At 70.2% G+C, this 20,454-nt stretch carries 24 protein-coding genes; 17 read left to right on the forward strand and 7 right to left on the reverse strand.

Annotated elements, in window-relative coordinates:
* The first annotated feature begins 8 nt into the window (after positions 1–8).
* The 10 genes from coaBC to EO776_RS05630 all read left to right on the forward strand — a co-directional run bounded on the left by coaBC (position 9) and on the right by EO776_RS05630 (position 9,331).
* Positions 9–1,187, forward strand: a complete 1,179-nt coding sequence (gene coaBC, locus EO776_RS05585; protein WP_049930028.1) for a bifunctional phosphopantothenoylcysteine decarboxylase/phosphopantothenate--cysteine ligase CoaBC — start codon at positions 9–11, stop codon at positions 1,185–1,187.
* Between the two features lie 84 nt (positions 1,188–1,271).
* Positions 1,272–2,405 carry a monovalent cation/H+ antiporter subunit E gene (locus EO776_RS05590; RefSeq protein ID WP_049930026.1) on the forward strand — a complete coding sequence of 378 codons (1,134 nt, stop codon included), beginning with the start codon at positions 1,272–1,274 and terminating at the stop codon, positions 2,403–2,405.
* The gene (locus EO776_RS05595) at positions 2,398–2,673 is read left to right on the forward strand and encodes a cation:proton antiporter (protein ID WP_049930024.1); all 276 of its coding nucleotides are present in this window, start codon (positions 2,398–2,400) and stop codon (positions 2,671–2,673) included. The genes EO776_RS05590 and EO776_RS05595 overlap by 8 nt, the downstream gene beginning before the upstream one ends.
* A complete protein-coding gene (gene mnhG, locus EO776_RS05600; protein ID WP_094520943.1) occupies positions 2,670–2,987 on the forward strand; it encodes a monovalent cation/H(+) antiporter subunit G in 318 nt (105 codons plus the stop codon). Before EO776_RS05595 ends, mnhG begins: the two co-directional genes overlap by 4 nt.
* Positions 2,984–3,523 (forward strand): DUF4040 domain-containing protein, encoded by a 540-nt coding sequence (locus EO776_RS05605; protein WP_094520944.1) that lies wholly within the window; start codon positions 2,984–2,986, stop codon positions 3,521–3,523. The genes mnhG and EO776_RS05605 overlap by 4 nt, the downstream gene beginning before the upstream one ends.
* Positions 3,520–4,014 (forward strand): MnhB domain-containing protein, encoded by a 495-nt coding sequence (locus EO776_RS05610; RefSeq protein WP_049930018.1) that lies wholly within the window; start codon positions 3,520–3,522, stop codon positions 4,012–4,014. Before EO776_RS05605 ends, EO776_RS05610 begins: the two co-directional genes overlap by 4 nt.
* Entirely contained in the window at positions 4,011–4,370 is a 360-nt protein-coding gene (locus EO776_RS05615) for a cation:proton antiporter subunit C (protein WP_049930017.1), read from the forward strand. Before EO776_RS05610 ends, EO776_RS05615 begins: the two co-directional genes overlap by 4 nt.
* Positions 4,363–5,841 carry a monovalent cation/H+ antiporter subunit D family protein gene (locus tag EO776_RS05620; protein ID WP_094520945.1) on the forward strand — a complete coding sequence of 493 codons (1,479 nt, stop codon included), beginning with the start codon at positions 4,363–4,365 and terminating at the stop codon, positions 5,839–5,841. Before EO776_RS05615 ends, EO776_RS05620 begins: the two co-directional genes overlap by 8 nt.
* On the forward strand, positions 5,838–7,517 hold the full coding sequence (locus tag EO776_RS05625) for a cation:proton antiporter (protein ID WP_094520946.1): 1,680 nt from the start codon (positions 5,838–5,840) through the stop codon (positions 7,515–7,517). Before EO776_RS05620 ends, EO776_RS05625 begins: the two co-directional genes overlap by 4 nt.
* Positions 7,517–9,331: a Na(+)/H(+) antiporter subunit D gene (locus tag EO776_RS05630; RefSeq protein ID WP_094520947.1), complete on the forward strand. Its 1,815-nt coding sequence runs from the start codon at positions 7,517–7,519 to the stop codon at positions 9,329–9,331. Before EO776_RS05625 ends, EO776_RS05630 begins: the two co-directional genes overlap by 1 nt.
* Before the next feature lie 24 nt (positions 9,332–9,355).
* On the opposite strand, the gene EO776_RS05635 is transcribed toward EO776_RS05630, so the two are convergent.
* The 4 genes from EO776_RS05635 to EO776_RS05650 form a co-directional block, all read right to left on the reverse strand.
* Positions 9,356–9,715 carry a hypothetical protein gene (locus EO776_RS05635; RefSeq protein WP_049930011.1) on the reverse strand — a complete coding sequence of 120 codons (360 nt, stop codon included), beginning with the start codon at positions 9,713–9,715 and terminating at the stop codon, positions 9,356–9,358.
* A gap of 120 nt (positions 9,716–9,835) precedes the next feature.
* Positions 9,836–10,189 (reverse strand): helix-turn-helix transcriptional regulator, encoded by a 354-nt coding sequence (locus tag EO776_RS05640; protein WP_049930010.1) that lies wholly within the window; start codon positions 10,187–10,189, stop codon positions 9,836–9,838.
* Positions 10,190–10,263: 74 nt separating this feature from the next.
* Positions 10,264–11,148 (reverse strand): metallophosphoesterase family protein, encoded by an 885-nt coding sequence (locus tag EO776_RS05645; RefSeq protein WP_089307817.1) that lies wholly within the window; start codon positions 11,146–11,148, stop codon positions 10,264–10,266.
* Between the two features lie 89 nt (positions 11,149–11,237).
* Positions 11,238–12,062, reverse strand: coding sequence for an NRDE family protein (locus tag EO776_RS05650; protein WP_094520948.1), 825 nt, complete (start codon positions 12,060–12,062; stop codon positions 11,238–11,240).
* A gap of 105 nt (positions 12,063–12,167) precedes the next feature.
* Here EO776_RS05650 and EO776_RS05655 point away from each other — a divergent pair, with 105 nt between their 5' ends.
* The 5 genes from EO776_RS05655 to EO776_RS05675 all read left to right on the forward strand — a co-directional run bounded on the left by EO776_RS05655 (position 12,168) and on the right by EO776_RS05675 (position 15,833).
* Positions 12,168–13,238, forward strand: a complete 1,071-nt coding sequence (locus EO776_RS05655; protein ID WP_094520949.1) for a glucose 1-dehydrogenase — start codon at positions 12,168–12,170, stop codon at positions 13,236–13,238.
* Positions 13,225–13,860 (forward strand): transcriptional regulator GfcR, encoded by a 636-nt coding sequence (gene gfcR / locus EO776_RS05660; protein ID WP_049930004.1) that lies wholly within the window; start codon positions 13,225–13,227, stop codon positions 13,858–13,860. The genes EO776_RS05655 and gfcR overlap by 14 nt, the downstream gene beginning before the upstream one ends.
* An 82-nt stretch (positions 13,861–13,942) precedes the next feature.
* Positions 13,943–14,287: a glutaredoxin family protein gene (locus tag EO776_RS05665; protein WP_049930003.1), complete on the forward strand. Its 345-nt coding sequence runs from the start codon at positions 13,943–13,945 to the stop codon at positions 14,285–14,287.
* A 165-nt stretch (positions 14,288–14,452) separates the two neighbouring features.
* Positions 14,453–15,022, forward strand: coding sequence for a DUF7110 family protein (locus EO776_RS05670; protein WP_049930001.1), 570 nt, complete (start codon positions 14,453–14,455; stop codon positions 15,020–15,022).
* Between the two features lie 103 nt (positions 15,023–15,125).
* Positions 15,126–15,833 (forward strand): diphthine--ammonia ligase, encoded by a 708-nt coding sequence (locus EO776_RS05675; RefSeq protein ID WP_094520950.1) that lies wholly within the window; start codon positions 15,126–15,128, stop codon positions 15,831–15,833.
* Between the two features lie 30 nt (positions 15,834–15,863).
* Here the strand turns inward: EO776_RS05675 and EO776_RS05680 are convergent, their stop codons facing one another.
* Both EO776_RS05680 and EO776_RS05685 read right to left on the reverse strand, forming a co-directional pair.
* Positions 15,864–17,117, reverse strand: coding sequence for a Glu/Leu/Phe/Val family dehydrogenase (locus tag EO776_RS05680; protein WP_089307814.1), 1,254 nt, complete (start codon positions 17,115–17,117; stop codon positions 15,864–15,866).
* Positions 17,118–17,290: 173 nt separating this feature from the next.
* Positions 17,291–18,154, reverse strand: a complete 864-nt coding sequence (locus tag EO776_RS05685) for an HpcH/HpaI aldolase/citrate lyase family protein (protein ID WP_049929997.1) — start codon at positions 18,152–18,154, stop codon at positions 17,291–17,293.
* Positions 18,155–18,241: 87 nt separating this feature from the next.
* On the opposite strand from EO776_RS05685, the gene EO776_RS05690 reads away from it, so the two are divergent.
* A complete protein-coding gene (locus tag EO776_RS05690) occupies positions 18,242–18,718 on the forward strand; it encodes a MaoC family dehydratase (protein WP_094520952.1) in 477 nt (158 codons plus the stop codon).
* Positions 18,719–18,723: 5 nt separating this feature from the next.
* Here EO776_RS05690 and cyaB read toward each other — a convergent pair whose 3' ends face one another.
* Complete coding sequence (gene cyaB / locus EO776_RS05695; protein ID WP_089307811.1) at positions 18,724–19,302, reverse strand: class IV adenylate cyclase; 579 nt, start codon at positions 19,300–19,302, stop codon at positions 18,724–18,726.
* A gap of 176 nt (positions 19,303–19,478) precedes the next feature.
* Between cyaB and EO776_RS05700 the strand changes: the two genes are divergently transcribed.
* A complete protein-coding gene (locus tag EO776_RS05700; protein WP_049929994.1) occupies positions 19,479–20,414 on the forward strand; it encodes an FKBP-type peptidyl-prolyl cis-trans isomerase in 936 nt (311 codons plus the stop codon).
* The last annotated feature ends 40 nt before the right edge of the window (positions 20,415–20,454 follow it).

Below are 20,454 nucleotides of genomic sequence, written 5' to 3' on the forward strand. Positions count from 1 at the left end.
TCTCGGTAATGCTGGACGGGGTCAACGTCGCGCTCGGCGTCTCGGGGAGCATCGCGGCGGTGAAGGTCGTCGAACTCGCGCACGAACTGCGCCGCCACGGCGCGAGCGTCCGCGCCGTCATGTCCCCGGCGGCGACGAACATCGTCCACCCGTGGGCGGTCGACTTCGCGACCGACGAGCCGGTCGTCACGGAGATCACCGGCAGCGTCGAACACGTCGAGTTATGCGGCCGGGAGGGGTGGGCCGACGTGCTCCTGCTCGCGCCCGCGACCGCCAACACCGCGGGGAAGATCGCCGCGGCCGTCGACGACACGCCCGTGACGACCTGTGCGACGACCGCGCTCGGCGCGGACGTACCGGTCGTGATGGCCCCGGCGATGCACGAGCCGATGTACGACCACCCGGGCGTCCTCGACGCCCTCGACCGCTTGGAGTCGTGGGGGATCCGCTTCGCGGACCCGCGTATCGAGGAGGGGAAAGCGAAGATCGCCGCCGAGGAAGACATCGTCACGGAGGTCGCCCGCGCGACGACGCCCCAGACCCTCTCGGACGCGCATATCGTCGTCACCGCGGGCGCGACGAAGGAGCGGATCGACCCGATCCGCATCCTGACGAACCGCGCGTCGGGGAAGACGGGCCGCGCCCTGGCGCGGGCGTGCTACGTCCGCGGTGCGCGCGTGACGCTCGTTCAGGACGGCCCTGAGGTCCCCTACGCCGACGTGGTCGCCGTCGAGACCGCCGACGAGATGATGGACGCCTGTCGGCGGACCGCCGCGACCGCGGACGCGCTGGTGTCCGCGGCCGCCATCTCGGATTTCACCGCCGACGCCGTCGACGAGAAGATCCGGTCCGGATCGCCGCTGTCGGTCGATCTCAGGCCGACGCCGAAGCTCATCGACTCGGTGCGCGAGGCGTATCCCGACCTCCCGATCGTCGGCTTCAAGGCCGAGACGTCGGGCGACGACGCGGCGATGGTGGCGGAAGCGGAGCGCATCCGCGACCGCGTGGGGCTCTCGTTCGTGGTCGCCAACGACGCGAGCGTGATGGGCGAGGAGGCGACGCGGGCGCTGCTCGTCGGCCGAGGGGACACCCGCGAGTTCGTCGGTGATAAGGACGGGCTCGGCGCCCGCGTCGCCGACGAACTCGCCGGCGTCCTCGGGCGATCCGAGAGCGAAACCGTGGGATAACGAAATAGTTTTGACTTTGCCATTGTTTTGCCACACTGGATAGTCTCGCGTTTTTCGCACGAAGACGTGAGAGACAGTTCACACATGTCAGACACAGACGCCCGCCGAATACTCGTTCCCGTCGGCGACTCGGACAGCCTCCGAGACACTGTCTCGTACGTCGTCGACTTGGCGACCGAGACGGCCCCGGCGCCGGTCGAGATTCACTTGGTCCTCGCGGCTCGGACGCAGGCCGTCAGCCCCGACGCCCCGACGGAGCTCGGCACAGCCCGCGAACAGTTGGAACGCGTCGCCCTCTGGGTCGAGGAGGAGACGGCCGAGGGGACGGTCGTCGCTCGGGAGGACCGAGAGGCGGACGCGGCGGGCGAGTCCGAGGCGGACGCCGACGGCGAAGCGCCCGCCGATGCGGCCGATGCCCCCGGGTGGCTCACCGTCGTCACCGACACCGTCGGAACCGACCGGTACCTGTTCAGCCCGGGCGACTACGCCGACGCGCTCCTCGAGTACGCGGCCGCGGCGGGTATCGACCGGATCGTCGTCGACCCGGAGTACAAGCCCGGCGGCACCGCGTCGATGCTCCAGCCGATGTCGGTGGAGCTGGCCCGCGGCGACGTGCCGGTCGAGACGGCGCCGGTCGACCGACCGACCGAGGGGGCGGTGCTCGCCCGCGCGGCGTCGCTGTCGAAGTACCTCTCCGTCTTCGTCGTCTCGTACCTGTTTTACATGTCGCTGAGCGCCTGGAAGCCGCTCGACTTCTTCACCGGCTTCGTGACGGCGTCGATCGTCTCCCTCGTCCTCGCGCCGGTCGTGGCGAACCGCTCCGCGCCGCTCGGGGTGACGCTCCGCCGGCTGGCTCGACTGCTGGTGTACGCCCCGTATCTGGTCAAGGAGATCGCGGTCGCGAACCTCCAGGTCGCGTACGTCGTCCTCCACCCCGACATGCCGATCGACCCGGAGGTCGTTCAGCTCCGCGCCGCGGTCTGGGGCGACGGCGCGGTGACGACGCTCGCGAACAGCATCACCCTCACGCCCGGAACCTTGACCGTCAACGTCTCCGAGCGCTCGTTCGACATCCACTCGCTGACCGCCGACTCGCGCGCGGACCTCTTCGACGGCGGGTTAGAGCGCGCGGTTCGGTTCGTCTTCTACGGCCGCGCGGCGGCCCGGATCCCGACGCCGCGCGAACGCGGCGACGCCGGGGAGGGACGAGATGGTTGAGTTCGAGACCGCGCTGCTGGCCATCGCGGCGGCCTTCGTCCTCTTCGCCGTCGTCGCGCTGTACCGGGTGTACGACGGGCCGACGACCCACGACCGCGTCATCGCGGTGAACGTCGCCGGGACGAACACCGTCATCGCCATCACGCTCGTGGCCGCGGCGTTCCAGCAGTCGACGTTCCTCGACGTGGCGCTCGTGTACGCTCTGCTGAACTTCCTGCTGTCGATAGCGTTCTCGAAGTTCAACGTCGAGCGCGGGGGTGTGCTGTGACGCCGACCGAGTGGGGCATCGTCGCCCTCGCGCTCGCCGGGGCCTTCTTCGGCGGCGTCGCCGCGGTCGGCCTCGTCCGACTGCCGGACGTCTACACCCGTTCGCATGCCGCCTCGAAGAGCGACACGTTGGGGGCGATCCTCGCGATCGCCGCCGCCGCGCTCGCGCTCCAGTCGGGGCTCTCGACGGCGAAGTCCGTCTTCCTCCTGTTGTTCATGTTCATCACGAACCCGACGGCAGCACACGCCGTCGCCCGCGCGGCGCAGGACCAGGGAATCGAACCGTGGACCGCCGAGGAGGGTGACGAGCCATGACGCCCTCGCTGATCGAAGCCGTGCTGCTGGTGTTCGTCCTCGGCTGCGCAGTCGGCGCGGCCCTGCTGAAGGACACGCTGGCGGCGGTGATGGCGTTCGCGGCGTACAGTCTCGGCGTCTCGGTGCTCTGGCTCGTGCTTCAGGCGCCCGACGTCGGGCTCACGGAGGCGGCCGTCGGCGCCGGCATCATGACCGTGCTGTTCCTGCTGGCGCTGTCGAACACCGCCTCGCCGGACGTCGACCGCCTGTTCGAGTCGATCGGGTGGCAGACGGCGGCGCTCGTCGCCGGGTTCGTCCTGCTCGTCGGCGCGACGGTCCCCGCGCTCCCGGCCATCGGCGACCCGAACTCGGCGGTCGTCGGCGGCGAGGTGACCCAGTACTACCTCGAGAACGCGTACGACCAGACCGAGGTCAAAAACGCCGTGACGGCCGTCCTCGCCGCGTACCGCGGCTTCGACACGCTCGGCGAGGGCGTGGTCGTCTTCAGCGCCGTCGTCGTCACGCTGTCAGTACTGCGCCGCGAGGTGGTGGCATGAGCACCGGCGACGCGGACCCGGCGGCGGGCGACGACGAGGGGCCCGGGCTGTACGTCGAGTCGACGATCATCATGACCACCGTCCGGTTGGTCGCCCCGTTCATCCTCACGTTCGCGCTGTTCATCATGTTCCACGGGGCCGACTCGCCCGGCGGCGGGTTCCAGGGCGGCGTCATCGCCGGGTCCGTGGTGATGATGCTCGCCTTCGCGTACGGCATCGACTCGACCCGTCAGTGGCTCGACGTCCGCGTCGTCTCCGCGCTGGCCTCCGGGGGCGTGTTCGCGTTCGTCGGGATCGGTCTCGGCGCGATGGCGCTCGGCGGACAGTTCCTCCAGTACGCGGAGTTCGAGGCGCTGTTCGGCCACGCGATCAAGTACGCAATCGAACTCGTCGAACTCGGCATCGGCGCCATCGTCGCCGCTGTCGCGATCGGGCTATTCTTCCTGCTTGCGGCCGGCTTCGACGGCGTCGCCGAGGGGGACTCCTCATGACACTCGACTTACTCACGACGCACTACAACTACTACGCGGTCGTCCTGCTGCTCGGGATCGGGCTGTACACCGTGATCGAATCCAGGAACCTCGTGAAGAAGGTGATCGGGATGAACGTGTTCCAGACCGGGATCTTCCTGTTCTTCATCACGCTCGCGTACCGCGCAGGCGGCAATCCCCCGGTCGTCACCGAGGGCGCCGGCCCGTACGTGAGCCCGCTGCCGCACGTGCTGATCCTGACCGCCATCGTCGTCGGCGTGAGCCTGACCGCGGTGGCGCTCGCACTGGTCGTGCGCGTCTACTCCGAGTACGGCACGCTCGACGAGCACACCCTGGAGGAACTCTACCATGATTGACCACCTGATCGTCCTGTTGGTCGTCCTGCCGATCCTCGGCGCCGCGGTCCCGCCGCTGGCCAGTCTCCGCTACGACCGCGTCGGCTGGGCGGTCGCGACGGCGACGGCCCTCGGGCACGCCGCGCTCGCCGGCGCGCTCGCGTGGACCGTCTGGACCGACGGGGTCGTTCGGTACGCGGTCGGCGGGTTCGTCGCCCCCTACGGGATCGAACTCGTCGCCGACGGACTGACGATCCTACTCGTCGCCCTCATCAGCGCGGTCTCGCTCGGCGTACTCGCGTACGCACGTCACGCGGGCCCCCACGAGAACTCGTTCTACTCGCAGTTCCTGCTCCTCGTCGCCGGCCTGTCCGGGATGACCGTGACCGGCGACGTGTTCAACCTGTACGTCTTCCTTGAGATCACCGGGCTCGCGGCGTACGGGCTGGTCGCGAGCGGCCCCGGAGCCCGGTCCGCCGTCGCGGCCCTGAAATACCTCATCATCGGAACCATCGGCGCGTCGCTGTACCTGCTCGGCGTCGGCTACGCGCTCGCCGCCACTGGCACGCTGAACATGGCGGACCTCAGCGACAAACTCGCCGCCGCGGGATACGACTCGACGCTCGTCTTAACCGCGTTCGGCCTGATCGTCGCCGGACTCTTAGTGAAGGTCGCGCTGTTCCCGATCCACACCTGGCAACCCGACGCGTACGCGGACTCGCCGGACAGCGTGAGCGCGTTCATCTCGGCGCTCGTCTCCACGGTCTCCGCGTACGCCCTGGCGCGCGTGTTGTTCTCCGTGTTCACGGTCGACTTCATCGAGGCGGTTCCGATCGCGCGCCAGGCGCTGGTCGCCGTCGCCTGCGTCAGCATCGTCGCCGGGAGCGCCCTCGCCGTCGCGCAGTCCGACGTTCAGCGCATGCTGGCGTACTCGTCGGTGTCGCAGTTCGGCCTCGTGATCGCCGGATTCGCGATCGCGACGCCGCTGGCGGTCGTCGGCGCGACCGTCCACCTCGTCGGGCACGCGGTGATGAAGGGCGGCCTCTTCGCCGCGACCGGGATCATCGAGCGGAAGACCGGCGCGACGACGGTCGGCGGGTACGCCGGGATCGCCGGTCGCGCGCCGGCCGCCACCGGCGCCTTCACGCTGCTGGCGCTCGCGATGGTCGGCGTTCCGCCGGCCGTCGGGTTCATGGGGAAGTGGTACATCGTCCTCGGCGCGGTGAACGCCGGGTTCTGGCCGGTGGTCGCCGTCCTCTTGGCGAGCACGCTGCTGACGCTGGCGTACTTCGCGCGGCTCGCCGAACGACTCTACTTTGCCGAGGCAACCATCGCGCCGGAGGCGGTCGCCGCCGACGGGGGTGAGCGCGTCTCGACGGCCATGATCGTGACCGTCGTCGTCGCCGCCGTCCTCGCCGTGGGACTCGCGGCCGCCGTCCCGGTGATAGACCAGTTGATCGACATGACCGTGTTTGAGCTGATGCTCCAATGACCGACGTCACCTCCCTTCGACCGTTGTTCGCCGTGCTCGTGTCGGCCGTGGCCATCCCCGTCATCCTCTCGCTCCGATCGCGGCCGAACGTCCGTGAGGGCGTCACCCTCACCGTCGCCGCGACGAAGTTCGCCCTCGTCGCCAGCATGGTCCCCGGCGTCCTCTCGGGGACCACCTACGTCACGCGGATCGGCGAGCTGGGCGACGGTATCTCGCTCGTGCTCCGCGCGGACCCCCTCGGGATCCTGTTCGCGCTGCTCGCGAGCCTCCTGTGGATCGTCACGAGCTTCTACTCCATCGGGTACATGCGCGGACTGAGCGAACACGCGCAGACCCGCTACTTCGCCTCGTTCGCCGCGAGCCTCGCCTCGGCCGTCGGGGTCGCGTTCGGGGCGAACCTCGTCACGCTGTTCGTCTTCTACGAGCTGCTGACGGTGTCGACGTACCCACTGGTCACGCACGACGAGACCGACGAGGCCCGCGCGGCCGGCCGGAAGTACCTCACGTACACCTTCGGCGGCGGCGTGGCCGTGCTCGGCGGGACCGCGCTCGTCTACGTGCTGACGGGCACCACGGCGTTCACGCCGGGCGGGATCGAGGCGCTCGCCGGCGCGGACCCGACGCTGGCGCGCGTGGCGTTCGGCCTCCTCGCCGGCGGGTTCGGCGTCAAGGCGGCGCTGATGCCGGTCCACTCGTGGCTCCCCGACGCGATGGTCGCGCCGACGCCGGTCTCGGGGCTGCTCCACGCGGTCGCGGTCGTCAAGAGCGGCATCTTCGGCATCGCCCGCGTCGTGCTCGACGTGTTCGGCACGGAGACGATGGCGGAGCTGGGCGTGGCGGCGCCGCTCGCGGTCGTCGCCGCGATCACGCTCCTGACCGCGAGCGTCATCGCACTGCGGCAGGACAACCTCAAGCGGCGGCTGGCGTACTCGACGATCAGCCAGCTGTCGTACATCGTCCTCGGGCTCGCGCTGCTGGAGGGCGAGGCGCTCGTCGGCGGGCTGCTCCACATCCCGGCGCACGCGTTCATGAAGCTCACCCTCTTCTTCTGTGCGGGCGCAATCCACGTCGAGACCCACACGGACGACATCAGCGACATGGCCGGCATCGGCGACCGGATGCCGCTGACGATGGCGGCGTTCGCCGTCGCAGCCGCGGGGATGGCCGGCATCCCGCTGATAGCCGGGTTCGTCAGCAAGTGGTACATCGTCATCGGCGCCCTGGAGGGCGGCGGCCTCATGTTTGCCGGCGCGCTGCTGGTGTCCGGCGTCCTCAACATCGCGTACTTCTGGCCGATCGTGTACCAGGCGTACTTCGAGTCACCGGACGGGCACGACAAGAAGCCGCTCGTGACCGCGGCGCTCGGCGGCCGCGGGAGCCCCCGCGCCGACGGCGGCCACGAGGCGGCGACGCACGCGAGCGCTGACGAGACCGCAGCGCACGGCGATGACCACGAGGCGGCGACGCACGAGGGTCACGACGACCACCACGGCGGCCCGCCGGCGGGCGGGTGGGACGTTCGTGGCTGGCGCGGCGCCGAGAGCACGTGGTTCATGCTCGGGCCGATCCTGACGGCCGCGAGCCTCTCGGTCCTGCTCGGCGTCGTCCCGCGGACGGCGGTGTTCCTCCGGATAATCGAGACCGTCGTCGGTTCGCTCCCGGGGGTGATGGGCTGATGACCGCCGCGCTCACCGCCCTCCCGCCCGGTCCGGTCCTCCTCGTCATCGCCGCGCTGATCGCCCTCACGCCCCGCCGCGTCGGGCACGCGCTGGGCGTCGCCGCGTCCGGGGTCGCGGTGGCTTGGGCGTGGACCGTCCCGGCGGGCGCGCACCTCCAGGCCACGTTCCTCGGCTTCGACGCCGTCCTGCTCAACGTCGACGAGTTCTCGCGGCTCATGGGGCTGATATTCGGGATCATCGGCGTCGTCGCCGTCCTCTACTCGTACGCGAGCGAGGCCGAGAGCATTCAGACCGCGTTCGCGTTCTCCTACGTCGCGACGAGCTTCGGCGCGGTGTTCGCCGGCGACTGGCTCACGCTGCTGTTCTTTTGGGAGCTGATGGCCGTCACCAGCACGCTGCTCGTCTGGCACTACCGCGGCGAGGCGGTCCGGGCCGGCTTCCGGTACGCGCTGCTCCACGGCCTCGGCGGGACGCTGCTGATGGCGGCGATACTCGGTAACTACGTCGCGAAGGGGACCTTCCTGTTCGCCACGGTGCCGGGCGGCCCCGAGACGGCGGGGATCGTGGCAGGGCTCCCGGCCGCGCTCGCCGCCGTCGGCATCGGCGTCAACGTCGGGTTCATCGGCCTCCACGCGTGGCTCCCCGACACGTATCCGCGCCCGCACATCGCCGCCAGCGTCTTCCTCTGCGTGTTCACGACCAAGACGGGCGTCTACGGGATGTACCGGGCGTTCCCCGACGGGCACGTCGCGATCGCCTACATGGGCGGCGGGATGGCCGTGTTCGGGGCGACGTTCGCGCTGTTCCAGAACGACATGCGGCGGCTGCTCTCGTACCACATCCAGTCGCAGGTCGGCTACATGATCGCCGGCGTCGGCATCGGGTCGGCCCTGTCGCAGGCCGGCGCGTTCGCCCACGTGTTCAACCACATCCTCTACAAGGGGCTGCTCTTCATGACGGCCGGCGTCGTCGTCTACCGGACCGGCGAGGAGAGCCTGAAGAAGCTGGGCGGGCTGGCCCGCGACATGCCGGTCACCGCCGGCGCGTTCACGATCGCCGCGCTGTCGATCGCGGGGTTCCCCGGGTTCAACGGCTTCGTCAGCAAGGGGATCATCATCTCCGGGAGCCACTACACCTTCCCGAAGGGCCCGCTCCCGATCGGCGACTTCCATACGCTCGAATGGCTGCTCCTGCTCGGCGGGATCGGGACGTTCATGTCGTTCATCAAGTTCGGCTACTACGCGTTCTTCCACGGGAGCTACGACGGCGACGTGCGGGACGCCAACCGGGGGCAGAGCGTCGCGATGGGCGCGGTGGCGGTGCTCTGCGTCGCTTACGGCGTCCTCGTTCCCACCTCGCCGCTCGCGGCGGTCGTCCCGGCCGACGTGGGACTGTTCGGGATCCTCCCGTTCGACGTGACGAGCGAGGCCGTCGTCGAGAAGGTGTACAAGACGTACACCGTCGACCACCTGATCGAAGGCGTCGCCCTCGCCGTCCTCGGCCTGATCGGCTTCGCGCTCACCAAGAAGCCGCTCTCGAAGCTGGGGCGGGTCCCGGACGTCGACTCGCTGTACAACCCCGCCGTGTTCTACGGCACCCGCGGGCTCGTGGTCGGCGTCACGGAGCTTTACGCCGCCGTCGACCGCGCCGTCGTCGGGCTCACGACGGCGACCGTCCGGACGGTCACCGACCCGCAGGCGGCCGTCCGACGTGTCGGCAGCGACGTCGAGATCAAGTCCGGGATCGGCCGCAGCGTGCTGATCCTGACGCTGGCGGTCGGGATCGCACTGTTCGGAGTCCTGTTCCTCTGACCGCGGTCGAGCGCCGCCGCGGTCTCATTCTCCGCCGCCCCGACGGCGGCGCGCCTGTTCGCTGAGGGTGAGGAAGGCGACCGCGCCGAAGAACGCGATCACGAAGCCGAACACCGTCGCGTCGCCGCCGCCGGCGGACTGCGCGAACAGGATCGGGGTGACGCTCAGTCCGAAGAGGCCGACGCCGTACCCGAGCCTGTCGCTGCGGTCGTCGAACCGCGGTGCGGCGGCGAGCAGCGAGATGTCGAACGCGAAGTAGAAGTACGCCGCGCCGACGTAGACGGCGGCGGTTCCGAGCGCGGTCGGGACCGACGAGACCAGCGCGTACACGCCGAGCGCGGGGACGACGCCGACGCCGAGTGCGAGCGGGAGGGCCCTGTTCATACGGGATCGATCCGGATCCGATCGAGTAAAACCCTCGGGGCAGCGGTGGGCTGCGAACGTCGATGAAACTGGCAGGACCGTATTCGAAGCGGGGCGGCGCAGAGTCGCCCGCCGCCGGCCTCAGTACTCCTCGTACGCGAGGTTCATCATCCACTGCGAGAAGGCGTCCGCCTGCGCGTCGACCTCCTCCTCGCCGATGAACGGCGAGAGCATGTCGTCGGCCATAAGCAGCGAGAAGTCGAGGTCGCGCGGGGCGGGCTCCAGGTAGTAGGTGTTGTGGCCGTTGTAGACGGTGTCCTCCCGCTGGATCAGGCCCGACTCCTCTAACGCATCGGCGATGCGGCTCCCCTTCCGCGACGAGACATCGAGTTCCTTCCAGAAGTCGCTCTGGTGGATGCCGCCGGTCTCGCGGATGAGTTCGAGACCGGCGCGCTCGTCCGCCGACAGGTCGGACTCGATTTCAGACGCGCTCATACTCTCTCACGCCTCCCGAATCGGTTAAAACTGGCCTTCCGCTCGGCCCGCCCCGAGCCCGCGCGAGCGCCGCCTCACCAGCGCGTGAACGCGAACTCTCCCCGCGCCGGGCCGACAGTCACGACGCCGACGCCGCGGAAGCCGAGGTTGAGCAGGTGCGGTCGACCGCCGTCGCCGTCACCGGGGTCGTACCCGAACGCGTGCGAGTGACCGCTGAACGCGGCGAACACGTCGTGGTCTCGGACCGCGAGGGCGAGCGCAATCGACCCGGTGTGGAGGTGCTCGCGGTCCGTCTCGCGCGTACCGACCGCGTGATGGCGATCGAAGGACGTACCGAACGGCGGCACGTGCGTCGCGAGCAGCACGTCGGAACGGCGCCGCAGGCGGTCCGAAAGCCGCTCGTACGTCGTCTCGATTTCGGCCATTCCGCGGTGGAACGCGACCGCCTCCTCGTCCGCGATGCCCAGCGACGCGGCGACCTCCTCGGTCGACGCCGCTCCGCTGACGACGCGGTGACACGCGTCGAGCAGGTCGTCCGCGAGACGGTCGGCGGCGTGTCTCCGGTCCTCGCGAGGGGCCGTCCGCGGGTCGAGCGCGTCGAAGTCGGTCTGCGGGAGCGACGGGGCGAGCGACCGGCGCTCGCAGCCCCACCCGACCACGGTGAGGTTCCCGAGCGTCCGCGCGCTTAGGTGCTCCGCGGTGGCCCCGAGAGCGGTGTCGACCACTTCTCTCGGCATCGGCGCTGGGTCGTGGTTCCCCGGGACGTAGACGACCGGCACGTCCGGCGCGAGTCGCCCGATGAACCGGCGGGCCAGCTCGGCATCGTCGTCGCCCGCGCGGTGCGTGAGGTCGCCGAGGACGAGCGCGGCGTCGACGTCCGCCGGCGGCGACACCGCGGCGAGGTCGTAGTCGTCGGCCGCGGGCTTCAGGTGGAGGTCGCCGAAGACGAGGAGCCGCATGACCGCTACGTCCGTCTCCGAGGTAAAAACGTCCCGCCCGTCTCGGTACCGAGTCGCACGGCGGCCGGGGTACGCTCCGCTCCGCCCCGCTACGCCCGGCCCGTCGCGAAGTCGGCCGGGAGCGGCACCGCCTCGGCCGGCGTCTCGCAGGGCGGTCCGTCGGCGTACGCGACGGCGGGGTCGCCGCCGGTCCGGATCCGGGTGAACGAGCGCGTTCCGAACCCGTCGCCGTGGAGGCAGGCGCCGTACTCGTGGTCCGCGAGGACGGCGCTCGCGCGGTCGAGCCACGACGCTCCCGACTCCCCCGGCTCCGGGGCGAGCGCGGCCGCGATCTGCCTCGTGCTGTCGGCCCGCTCCTCGCCGAACGCCCGGCGTCGCTCGGGGACCGCGAACCGCTCCGTCCCGTTGACCACGCCGCCGACGTTGCCGATCACGTGGACGCCCGGGTCGAGCCGGGTCACGGCGAGGCCGCCGTCGTACACCAAGAGGAACGCCGCGCGGTCGTCGGCGAGGACGAGGTTGAAGCCGTCGTACGCGCGCTCGTCGAGTTCGCGCTCGACGGTCCGCACCGCGTCCTCCGCGGAGGCGGCCGTCAGGCAGTCGCGCACGAGCAGCCCGCGGGAGCGGTCGCCCTCGCGGTCGGCGTCGAGCCAGCGGTTCGTGACGGCGACGACGAGACCGTCCTCGGAGAGGCCGATCCACGTACCGCCGGCCTCGGCGTCGCGCGGGGCCACGTACCGGCCGCCGCCGTCGAACCCCTCGCCGTCGTCTCCGCCGTCACCCTGCCCGCTATCGCCGTCGCCCTCTCGGAGTGCCGGCGGTTCGCTCGGGCGGTCGTGCGCCTCGTCGCGGGTGGCGGCGAGCGCGACGGGGGCGTCGCCGAACGTCCGCCACGCCAGAGTCAGTGTACACACGCCAGCGAGTACGGCCGACCGGGTGAAAACTCCACGGTGGAGTCCCCACACGTGTTTACTCGAAATAAAAGAAATCTTTTGAGGGCCGACCGCTTGGGTCGTGGTATGGACGCGATTGCCGTCTACGAGGGAGCCGACGAACCGGTCGTGACAGAAAGACCGCGACCGGAGCCCGCGCCCGGCGAGGCGCTGGTTCGGACGCTCCGGGTCGGCGTCGACGGGACCGACCACGAGGTCATCGCCGGCGGACACGGCGGGGCGCCCGCGGGCGAGGACCACCTCGTGTTGGGTCACGAGGCCGTCGGCGTGATCGAGGAGCCGAACGACACGCCGTTCGAGGTCGGCGATGTCGTCGTCCCGACGGTCCGCCGCCCGCCGAACGGCGCCAACGAGTACTTCGCGCGCGGCGAGCCCGACATGGCGCCGGACGGCGAGTACCACGAGCGGGGCATCGTCGGGGCGCACGGGTTCATGGCGGAGTACTTCACCAGCCCGGCCGAGTTTCTCGTCGAGATCCCCCCGGCGCTCGCCGACTGGGGCTTCCTCGTCGAACCGGTCTCGATCGCGGAGAAGGCGATCGAGCACGCGTACGCCAGCCGGTCGGCGTTCCACTGGGAGCCCGAGTCGGCGCTCGTGCTGGGGAACGGGTCGCTCGGCCTGCTGACCGTGGCGACCCTCGACGAGTCGTTCGACCGGATCTACTGTCTCGGACGGCGCGAGCGCCCCGACCCGACGATCGAGATCATCGAGTCGCTCGGAGCGACGTACGTGAACTCCAACGACACCGCGATCCCAGAGGTGCCCGAGGCGTACGAGCCGATGGACCTCGTCTTCGAGGCGACCGGCTACGCGCCCCACGCCTTCGAGACGATCGAGGCGCTCGCGCCCAACGGCGTCGGCGCGCTCCTCGGCGTCCCGGGGGACTGGGAGTTCGAAATCGACGGCGGCCGGCTCCACCGGGAGTTCGTCCTCCACAACAAGGCGCTCGTCGGCAGCGTCAACTCCGGGTACGGGCACTTCGAGTCGGCCGTCGAGTCGCTCTCGCGACTCTCCGACGGGTTCCTCGATGATCTCGTGACCGGCGTCCACGGGCTCGACGACTTCGAGGCCGCGTTCGCGGATGACGACACGACTATTAAAACGGCGGTCGAATTTGCCGCGTATGAAGAACGTTGACGACCTCATCGACAGCGCTGCCGAGCTCGCGGAGCGGGGGCTCTCGAAGGGAGAGATCGCGGACGAACTGAACGTCTCCCGCGAGACGGCGAGCTGGCTGGTCGAGCGCGGCGGCGGCGCCGAGACGGACGAGGCGGCCGCGGACGCGGCGGCGTCGGCCGACATCCACGTCGACTGGTCGGCGCTCGGGCGCGACTCGACCCGCCTCGGCTTCGCGGCGAGCGCGATGGCGGACCTGCTGGCCAAACAGGGCGAGGCGGTCGACCTGACCGTCGGCATCGAGAAGGCGGGCGCGCCGCTCGCGACCGCGGTCGCCGACCGGCTCGACACCGACCTCGGTACGTACGCCCCCGCGAAACACCAGTGGGATGAGGGCGACATCGACGAGCACGGCGGCGGCTTCTCGCGGAACTTCGCCGCGATCCGGAACCGCGACTGCTACGTCGTCGACGACATCATCACCTCCGGGACGACGATGCGGGAGTCGATCGACGCGATCCGCGAGCAGGGCGGCGAGCCGGTCGCGTGCGTCGTCCTCGTCGACAAGATGGGGTACGACGACATCGACGGCGTTCCGGTCTACTCGCTCGTCGACGTGGTGCGCGTCGACCGCGAGGAGTAAGCGCCGAGCCGGTCGGCGGTCGGCCCGTCACGTCGCCCGCCCGTGCGGAACCCATTTGCCTCGGCGTCGCGTATCGAGCCGTATGACGTTCAGTCCCGAAGCCGACGCCGACGCCGAAGAGATCGAACAGCGAGTCGAGACGGTCCTCGCCGACAACGACGTGGTACTCTTCATGAAGGGGAACCGTCTGATGCCCCAGTGTGGCTACTCCCAGCGCGCCGTCGAGCTGATCTCCCAGCACGTCGAGGAGTTCGAGACGGTCGACGTGTTGCCCGCGCTGCCGCAGTACCGCGAGGCGCTGGAGTCTCACAGCGGGTGGGAGACGATTCCGCAGACGTTCGTCGACGGCGAGTTTGTCGGCGGCAGCGACGTGCTCGGCGAACTCGACGAGCGCGGCGAGCTCGCCGCGGAACTGGGCGCCGAGTGAGCCGTCGCCCCCGCCGTTGATCCTCCGGTCCGGGCGCGACGTGCACGCGGATCCTGACACCTCGAAGGGCAGTCCATATAAACCTACGGTGCGTAGCTACGGTAGGTGCGGCCGTTGCCGCCGCCGCCGTGACCACCGGTTCGACCCCACCGCATTCCACAAACAATGACAGGCCGCGTGTTCCGACTCCATTCGACGCTCGAACTGCCACTCGAAGACGTAGAGACGTACTTCGACGAAGACCCCGATCTGCCGGAGGAGATCGACGACATCGATATCACGCGTCGAAACAACACACTCATCATCAAGGCCCTGTCCGACGACGAGTCGATCAGCAAGTACACGCCCACGGCGCAGCTGAAGGCGTCGGTCACGGAGACCCGCGTCTGGGAGGAGGAGCCGCCCCGCGCCGGCGGTCCCCAGTGGATGGACGACGAGGAGGAGGAGATCCCCTCCGAGCTCGTCGAGTTCGCCTGCTTCAAGGGCGACCGCGAGACCGTCCTCCAGAACTCCGCGCTACAGTACCCGATGTTCCGCGTGCTCCGCAAGATCGCGACGCTCTCCGAGAAGGGGACGCTCACCGCGATCACGGAGGAGGACGGCGAACTGGAGGCGACCCGGATCGTCGAAGGTGAACCCCGCCCCGCCAGCATCGAGGTCGTCGAGAGCCCGCAGGGCGCCGGCGAGGGCGACGGCGGCGTCAACTGGCGCGACAACGAGTTCATCTCCGACTGAGGCGGCGCGTTCGCCGCGGCCGGTCCCGCGTGCGGCGTGCGATTCGCGGCTCCCTCGCCGTCCGACCGCCGACTCTTTATCCGCGCGACTCCCTCCCCCGGTCATGAGCAACTGGGTGAGCCTCTTCTCCGGCGGCAAGGACTCCTCGTGGGCCCTGTACCGCGCGCTGGAGGAAGGGCTCGACGTCTCGCGGCTGCTGACCGTCCACCCCGCCGGCGACTCGTACATGTACCACACGCCGGCGACCGAGCTCGCCGAACTCGCGGCCGAGAGCGTCGGCGTCGACCTCGTCGAGGTGTCGCCGGACGACTTCGGCGCCGCAGACGTCGACGACGCCGGCGCGCAGGGCGACGCGGAGCTGGAGCCGATGGAGGCGGCGCTCCGAGAGATCGCCGCCGCGGACGACCTCGCCGGCGTCACGGCCGGCGCCGTCGAGAGCGAGTTCCAGACGGACCGGATTCGGGGGATGTGCGACCGGCTCGGGATCGACCTGTTCGCCCCGCTGTGGCAGCGGGACCCGGTCGAACTCGCGGAGGCGATGTTCGACGCCGACTTCGAGATCCGGATCATCCAAGTGGCGGCGTACGGGCTCGACGAATCATGGCTCGGACGACGGTACGACGCGGACGCGCTCGACGACCTGCTCGCGCTCCGCGAGGAGTACGGCGTCCACCCGCTCGGCGAGGGCGGCGAGTTCGAGACGTACGTCGTCGACGGCCCGCACATGGACCGCCGCATCGACCTGACGTACGACACGGTCTGGGAGGGTGACCGCGGTCACATCGAGGTCCGCGACGCGACGCTGGAGTAGAGCGCCCTTTGAAACGGCGAAAGAGTCCCGTTACGGCCAGTTTCCGGCCTGATCGTACGCGTCCACGATCCGACCGATACCGACGACGTACGCCGCGGTGCGGAGGTTGCGGACGTCGTTCGACTCGTAGGTGTCGACCAGCGTGTCGAACGCCTCCGTGATCACGCGTTCCAGTTCCTCGTTGACGCGCGCCTCGGTCCAACTGAACCGCTGTCGGTTCTGGACCCACTCAAAGTACGACACGGTGACGCCTCCCGCGTTCGCGAGGATGTCGGGGACGACGTTGACGTCGCGGTCGGCGAGCACGTCGTCGGCGTCGGGCGTGAGCGGACCGTTCGCCGCCTCGACGATCAGGTCGGCGCCGACGTCCGCCGCGAGCTCGGCGTCGACCGCGTTCTCCAGCGCGGCCGGGACGAGGCAGTCGACGTCGAGCGTGAGCAGCTCGTCGTTCGTGAGGCCGTCGGCGCCGGGGTAGCCCGTCACCGACCCGGTCTCGGCCTTGTGCGCCTTCACGTCGCGGGGGTCGAGCCCTTCGGGGTCGCGGATCCCGCCGGCGGAGTCGGAGACCGCGACCACGTCGGCGCCGAGGTCGTCGAGCAGCGCCGCCGCGATCGACCCGGCGTTGCCGTACCCCTGAACCGCGACGGTCGCGTCCGCGACGTCGCGGTCGAGCCAGTCGAACGCCTCGCGGGCCGACAGCGCGACGGAGCGACCGGTCGCCTCGACGCGACCCTCGCTGCCGCCGGAGTCGAGCGCCTTCCCCGTGATGACGCCGGGGGCGGTGGTGTTTTCGAGGGTCTCGTAGGTGTCTTTGATCCAGTTCATCTCCCGCTGGCCGGTGTTGACATCCGGCGCGGGGATGTCGCGGTCCTCGCCGATCAGCGGCCGGAGTTCCGTCGCGAACGCCCGCGTGAGTCGCTCCAGCTCGGACTCGGAGTAGTCCGCCGGATCGATCGCGATGCCGCCCTTCCCGCCGCCGTACGGGACGTCGACGACGGCGCACTTGTACGCCATCCAGCCCGACAGCGCCTTCACCTCGTCGCGGGTGACGCCCGGGTGATAGCGGATCCCGCCCTTGTACGGCCCCCGGTCGCCGTTGAACTGCGCGCGGTACGCGCGCACCGTCTCCAGCGAGCCGTCGTCGCGCTCGAACGTCAGGTTCGTCTCCAACACCCGTTCCGGGTTCTTCAGGCGCTCGATGACGCCCGAGTCGGCGTCGACGACCGCCGCGGCGTCGTCTACCTGCTCCCGCAGGCTCTCGAACGGATTCGCCTCCGTAGTCATACGATCAGTCTCGGTGGGCGGTGGTTAACTGTGGCGACCGGTACGGAAATTGTGCGTGCCGACACCGTCCGAACGACGCGCATCGACGCCGATCGAGCGATGCTGGTCGACCCCGTCCACAGCGACAGCCGGGCGGGTCGCGACCCGAACGCCGGCCGGGCCACCGATCCGACTCAGCGGGTCCCGTCGGGCGCGCGGTCGAGGATCCGCTCCGCCTGCGCGATCAGCGGCGCGTCGATCATCTCGCCGTCCACCTGGAAGACGGCGCGTCCCTCCCCCTCCGCCTCGTCGCGGGCGTCGAGGACCGCCGCGGCCCACTCGACGTCGTCCGGGTCCGGGGTGAACGCCTCGGTGATCGGGCCTACCTGCGCCGGGTGGATCGCCAGCTTCCCGTCGTAGCCGAGCCGGCGCGCGAACGCGGCGTCCTCCCGGAGCCCCGACTCGTCCGAGAAGTCCGTGTAGACCGTGTCGAGCGCGTCGACGCCGGCCGCGCTCGCGGCGAGGACGACGTGTTCGCGGGCGTACAGCACCTCCGTCCCCTCGTCGGTCCGGGTCGCGCCCACGTCCGCGGCGAGGTCTTCGGCGCCGAACGCGACCGCGTCGGTCGCCTCCGCCGCCGCGATCGCCTCCGCCGCGAGGACGCCCGCCGCCGTCTCGACGAGCGAGAACACCGCGGGATCGCGGCCCCGCTCGGCGCACAGTTCGGCGACGCGCTCGACCCGACCCGCGCCCTCGACCTTCGGGAGCATCACCGCGTCGAGGGTGACCGCGTCGCCGCCCCCCTCTCTGTCGGTACCGATCACTCCGTCGAGGTCGGCCGCGGGCGACTCGGCGGTGAGTCGGACGCAGACCTCCGCGTCCGGGTCGAAGGCGGGGTCCGCGAGCACCTCGCGGACCGCCGCCCTCGCCTCGTCCTTCCGGCCGGGCGCGACGGCGTCCTCGAGGTCGAAACAGATCACGTCGGCGCCGGTTCCCGGCGCCTTCCGCATGAGTTCGGGGCTGTCGCCGGGCGAGAACAGCAGGCTTCGGCGTGGCATGTGCGGGGGTGCGCGGGCGGGCAGATAAAACCCGACGGCCGCCCCGAGAGCGGTACCGATTTCACGCCGCCGGTCGAGCGGGGGCCCATGCCCGGACTGTACTACGAGGAGTTCGAAGTCGGCGAGACGATCGACCACGCGACGCGGCGGACGATAAGCGAGGCCGACAACCAGCGCTTCTGCGACATGACGATGAACCAGCAGCCGCTCCACCTCGACGCCGACTTCGCCGCGGAGACGGAGTTCGGCGAGCGACTGGTGAACGGACTGTACACGATGTCGCTCGCGGTCGGGATGTCGATCCCGGAGACGACCGACGGCACCATCGTCGCGAACCTCTCGTACGACGGCGTCGAACACCCGAACCCGGTGTTCCACGGCGACACGATCCGCGCCCGCTCGACGGTCACCGACAAGCGCGAGACGAGCGACGGCGAGCGCGGCGTCGTCACCATGCGCGTGGAAGCGTTCAAGATCGTCGACGGCGACGACGACGTCTTAGTCTGCGAGTTCGAGCGGACGGTCCTCTCCGAGAAGCGGCCGACGGGGGACGAGGACGGCTGACTGCCTCAGTCGTCCTCGCCGGCGAGCAGCAGCCCGAGGTAGGAGGTGCGAACCTGGTCGTCGGCGTCGAGGCCGAGCCGGTCGAGCGCCTCGATCGCTGCCTCGCGCGCCGCGTCGACCTCGCCTTCGGACTCGACGGCGCGTTCGATCTCGACGTACTCGTCGAGCCCGGTGACGGCGTCGAGCGTCACGGTGAACCCGTCGTACGCCCAGAACTCGCGCCGCTTCTCCACCGTCGCGGCCGGCTCGAAGCCGAGCCCGGAGAGGGCCGCCGCGAGCGCCTCTCCGTCGTCGACGCCCGTCTCGTGTTCGGCGCGGGTCTTCGAGGCCTCGTCGAGGAGGGGTCCCTTGTAGGTGATCGTCGCCGCCGGGTCGTCGGCGGAGGACGCCGACCCCTCGCCGTCCGACAGCGGCATCTCGCGCCGGATCCGGAGCGCCTCGTCCGTTTCGGCGAACTCGCGGTGCGGCGCGTCGTAGTACGTGTCGCGCTGTCGCTTGGCGGCGACGTGCTCGGCCCCGACCTCGCGGAGGCGCTCTCGCGTCGCGTCCAGGTCCGCCGGTACCTTGATCTCGACCTCGTACATGCCCGGCACTGCGGTCGGACCGCTCATAAGGAGCGCGGGACGCCGCCGTGCTCCGCGACGAACCGCCGCGACCCGTAGGCCGGCGCGTCGGCCGCCGAATCGCCGCTGTCGCCCGCTCGTCGGCGGGCTTCGGGCCGAACCGTGCTTCTTAAGGGTGTAACAGGTGACCTTCAGGTATGAGCGATCAGGAGCAAGCGGACGCGGCCGCCGAGGCCGAGGAGACCGAGACCGAGACTGACGCTGACGGACTCGAAGACGGCGACTTCGTCCGCGTCGCGTACACGATCCGAACGGCCGACGACGACCGCGTCATCGACACGACCGACAAGGAGACGGCCGAGGACGCCGAGATCGACGTCGACGAGTACGACTTCGAGCCCCGGATCATCGCGCTCGGTGCCGGCCACGTGTTCCCCTCCGTCGAGGAGGCGTTCATCGGCGGCGCCGTCGGCGACGAGGGAACGGTCGACGTCCCGGCCGACGACGCCTTCGGCGAGTACGACCCCGACGAGGTCGAGACCGTCAAGGCCGACAAGATCCCCGAGGACAGCCGCTACCCCGGCGCGCAGGTCCAGATCGACAATCAGCAGGGCCACCTCGAGACGATCATCGGCGGCCGCGCCCGCGTCGACTTTAACCACCCGCTCGCCGGCGAGGACCTCGAGTACGAGTACGAGATCCTCGAAGCCATCGACGACCGCGAGGAGCAGGCCGCCGGCATGCTCGGGATGTACCTTCAGGAGGCGCCCGAGGTCCGCATCGAGACGGAGACCGAGGAGGAGGAGACCGTCACGGAGGACGAGGACGGCGAGGAGACCGTCGAGACCGAGGAGGTCGAGAAGGACATCCTCTACGTCACCGCGACGCAGGCGATGCAGATGAACCAGCAGTGGATGTTCCAGAAACAGCAGATCGCGCAGGACCTCATGGACCGCCTCGACCTCGACCGCGTCGTGATCGAGGAGGTCATCGAGGGCGGCGGCATGGGTGGCCTCGGCGGCATGATGGGCGGCATGGGCGGCGCCGGCGCCGGCGATGTCGACATCGAGGAGGCGCTCGAGGACGTCGACGTCGACGCCGACGAGATCGTCGACGAGATCGACGAGGAGTAACGGACCCCGTCGCTGCCGGGTTTCGCTTCTTCGAGACGCT

The organism is Halorubrum ezzemoulense (assembly GCF_004126515.1).
Taxonomy (GTDB): domain Archaea; phylum Halobacteriota; class Halobacteria; order Halobacteriales; family Haloferacaceae; genus Halorubrum; species Halorubrum ezzemoulense.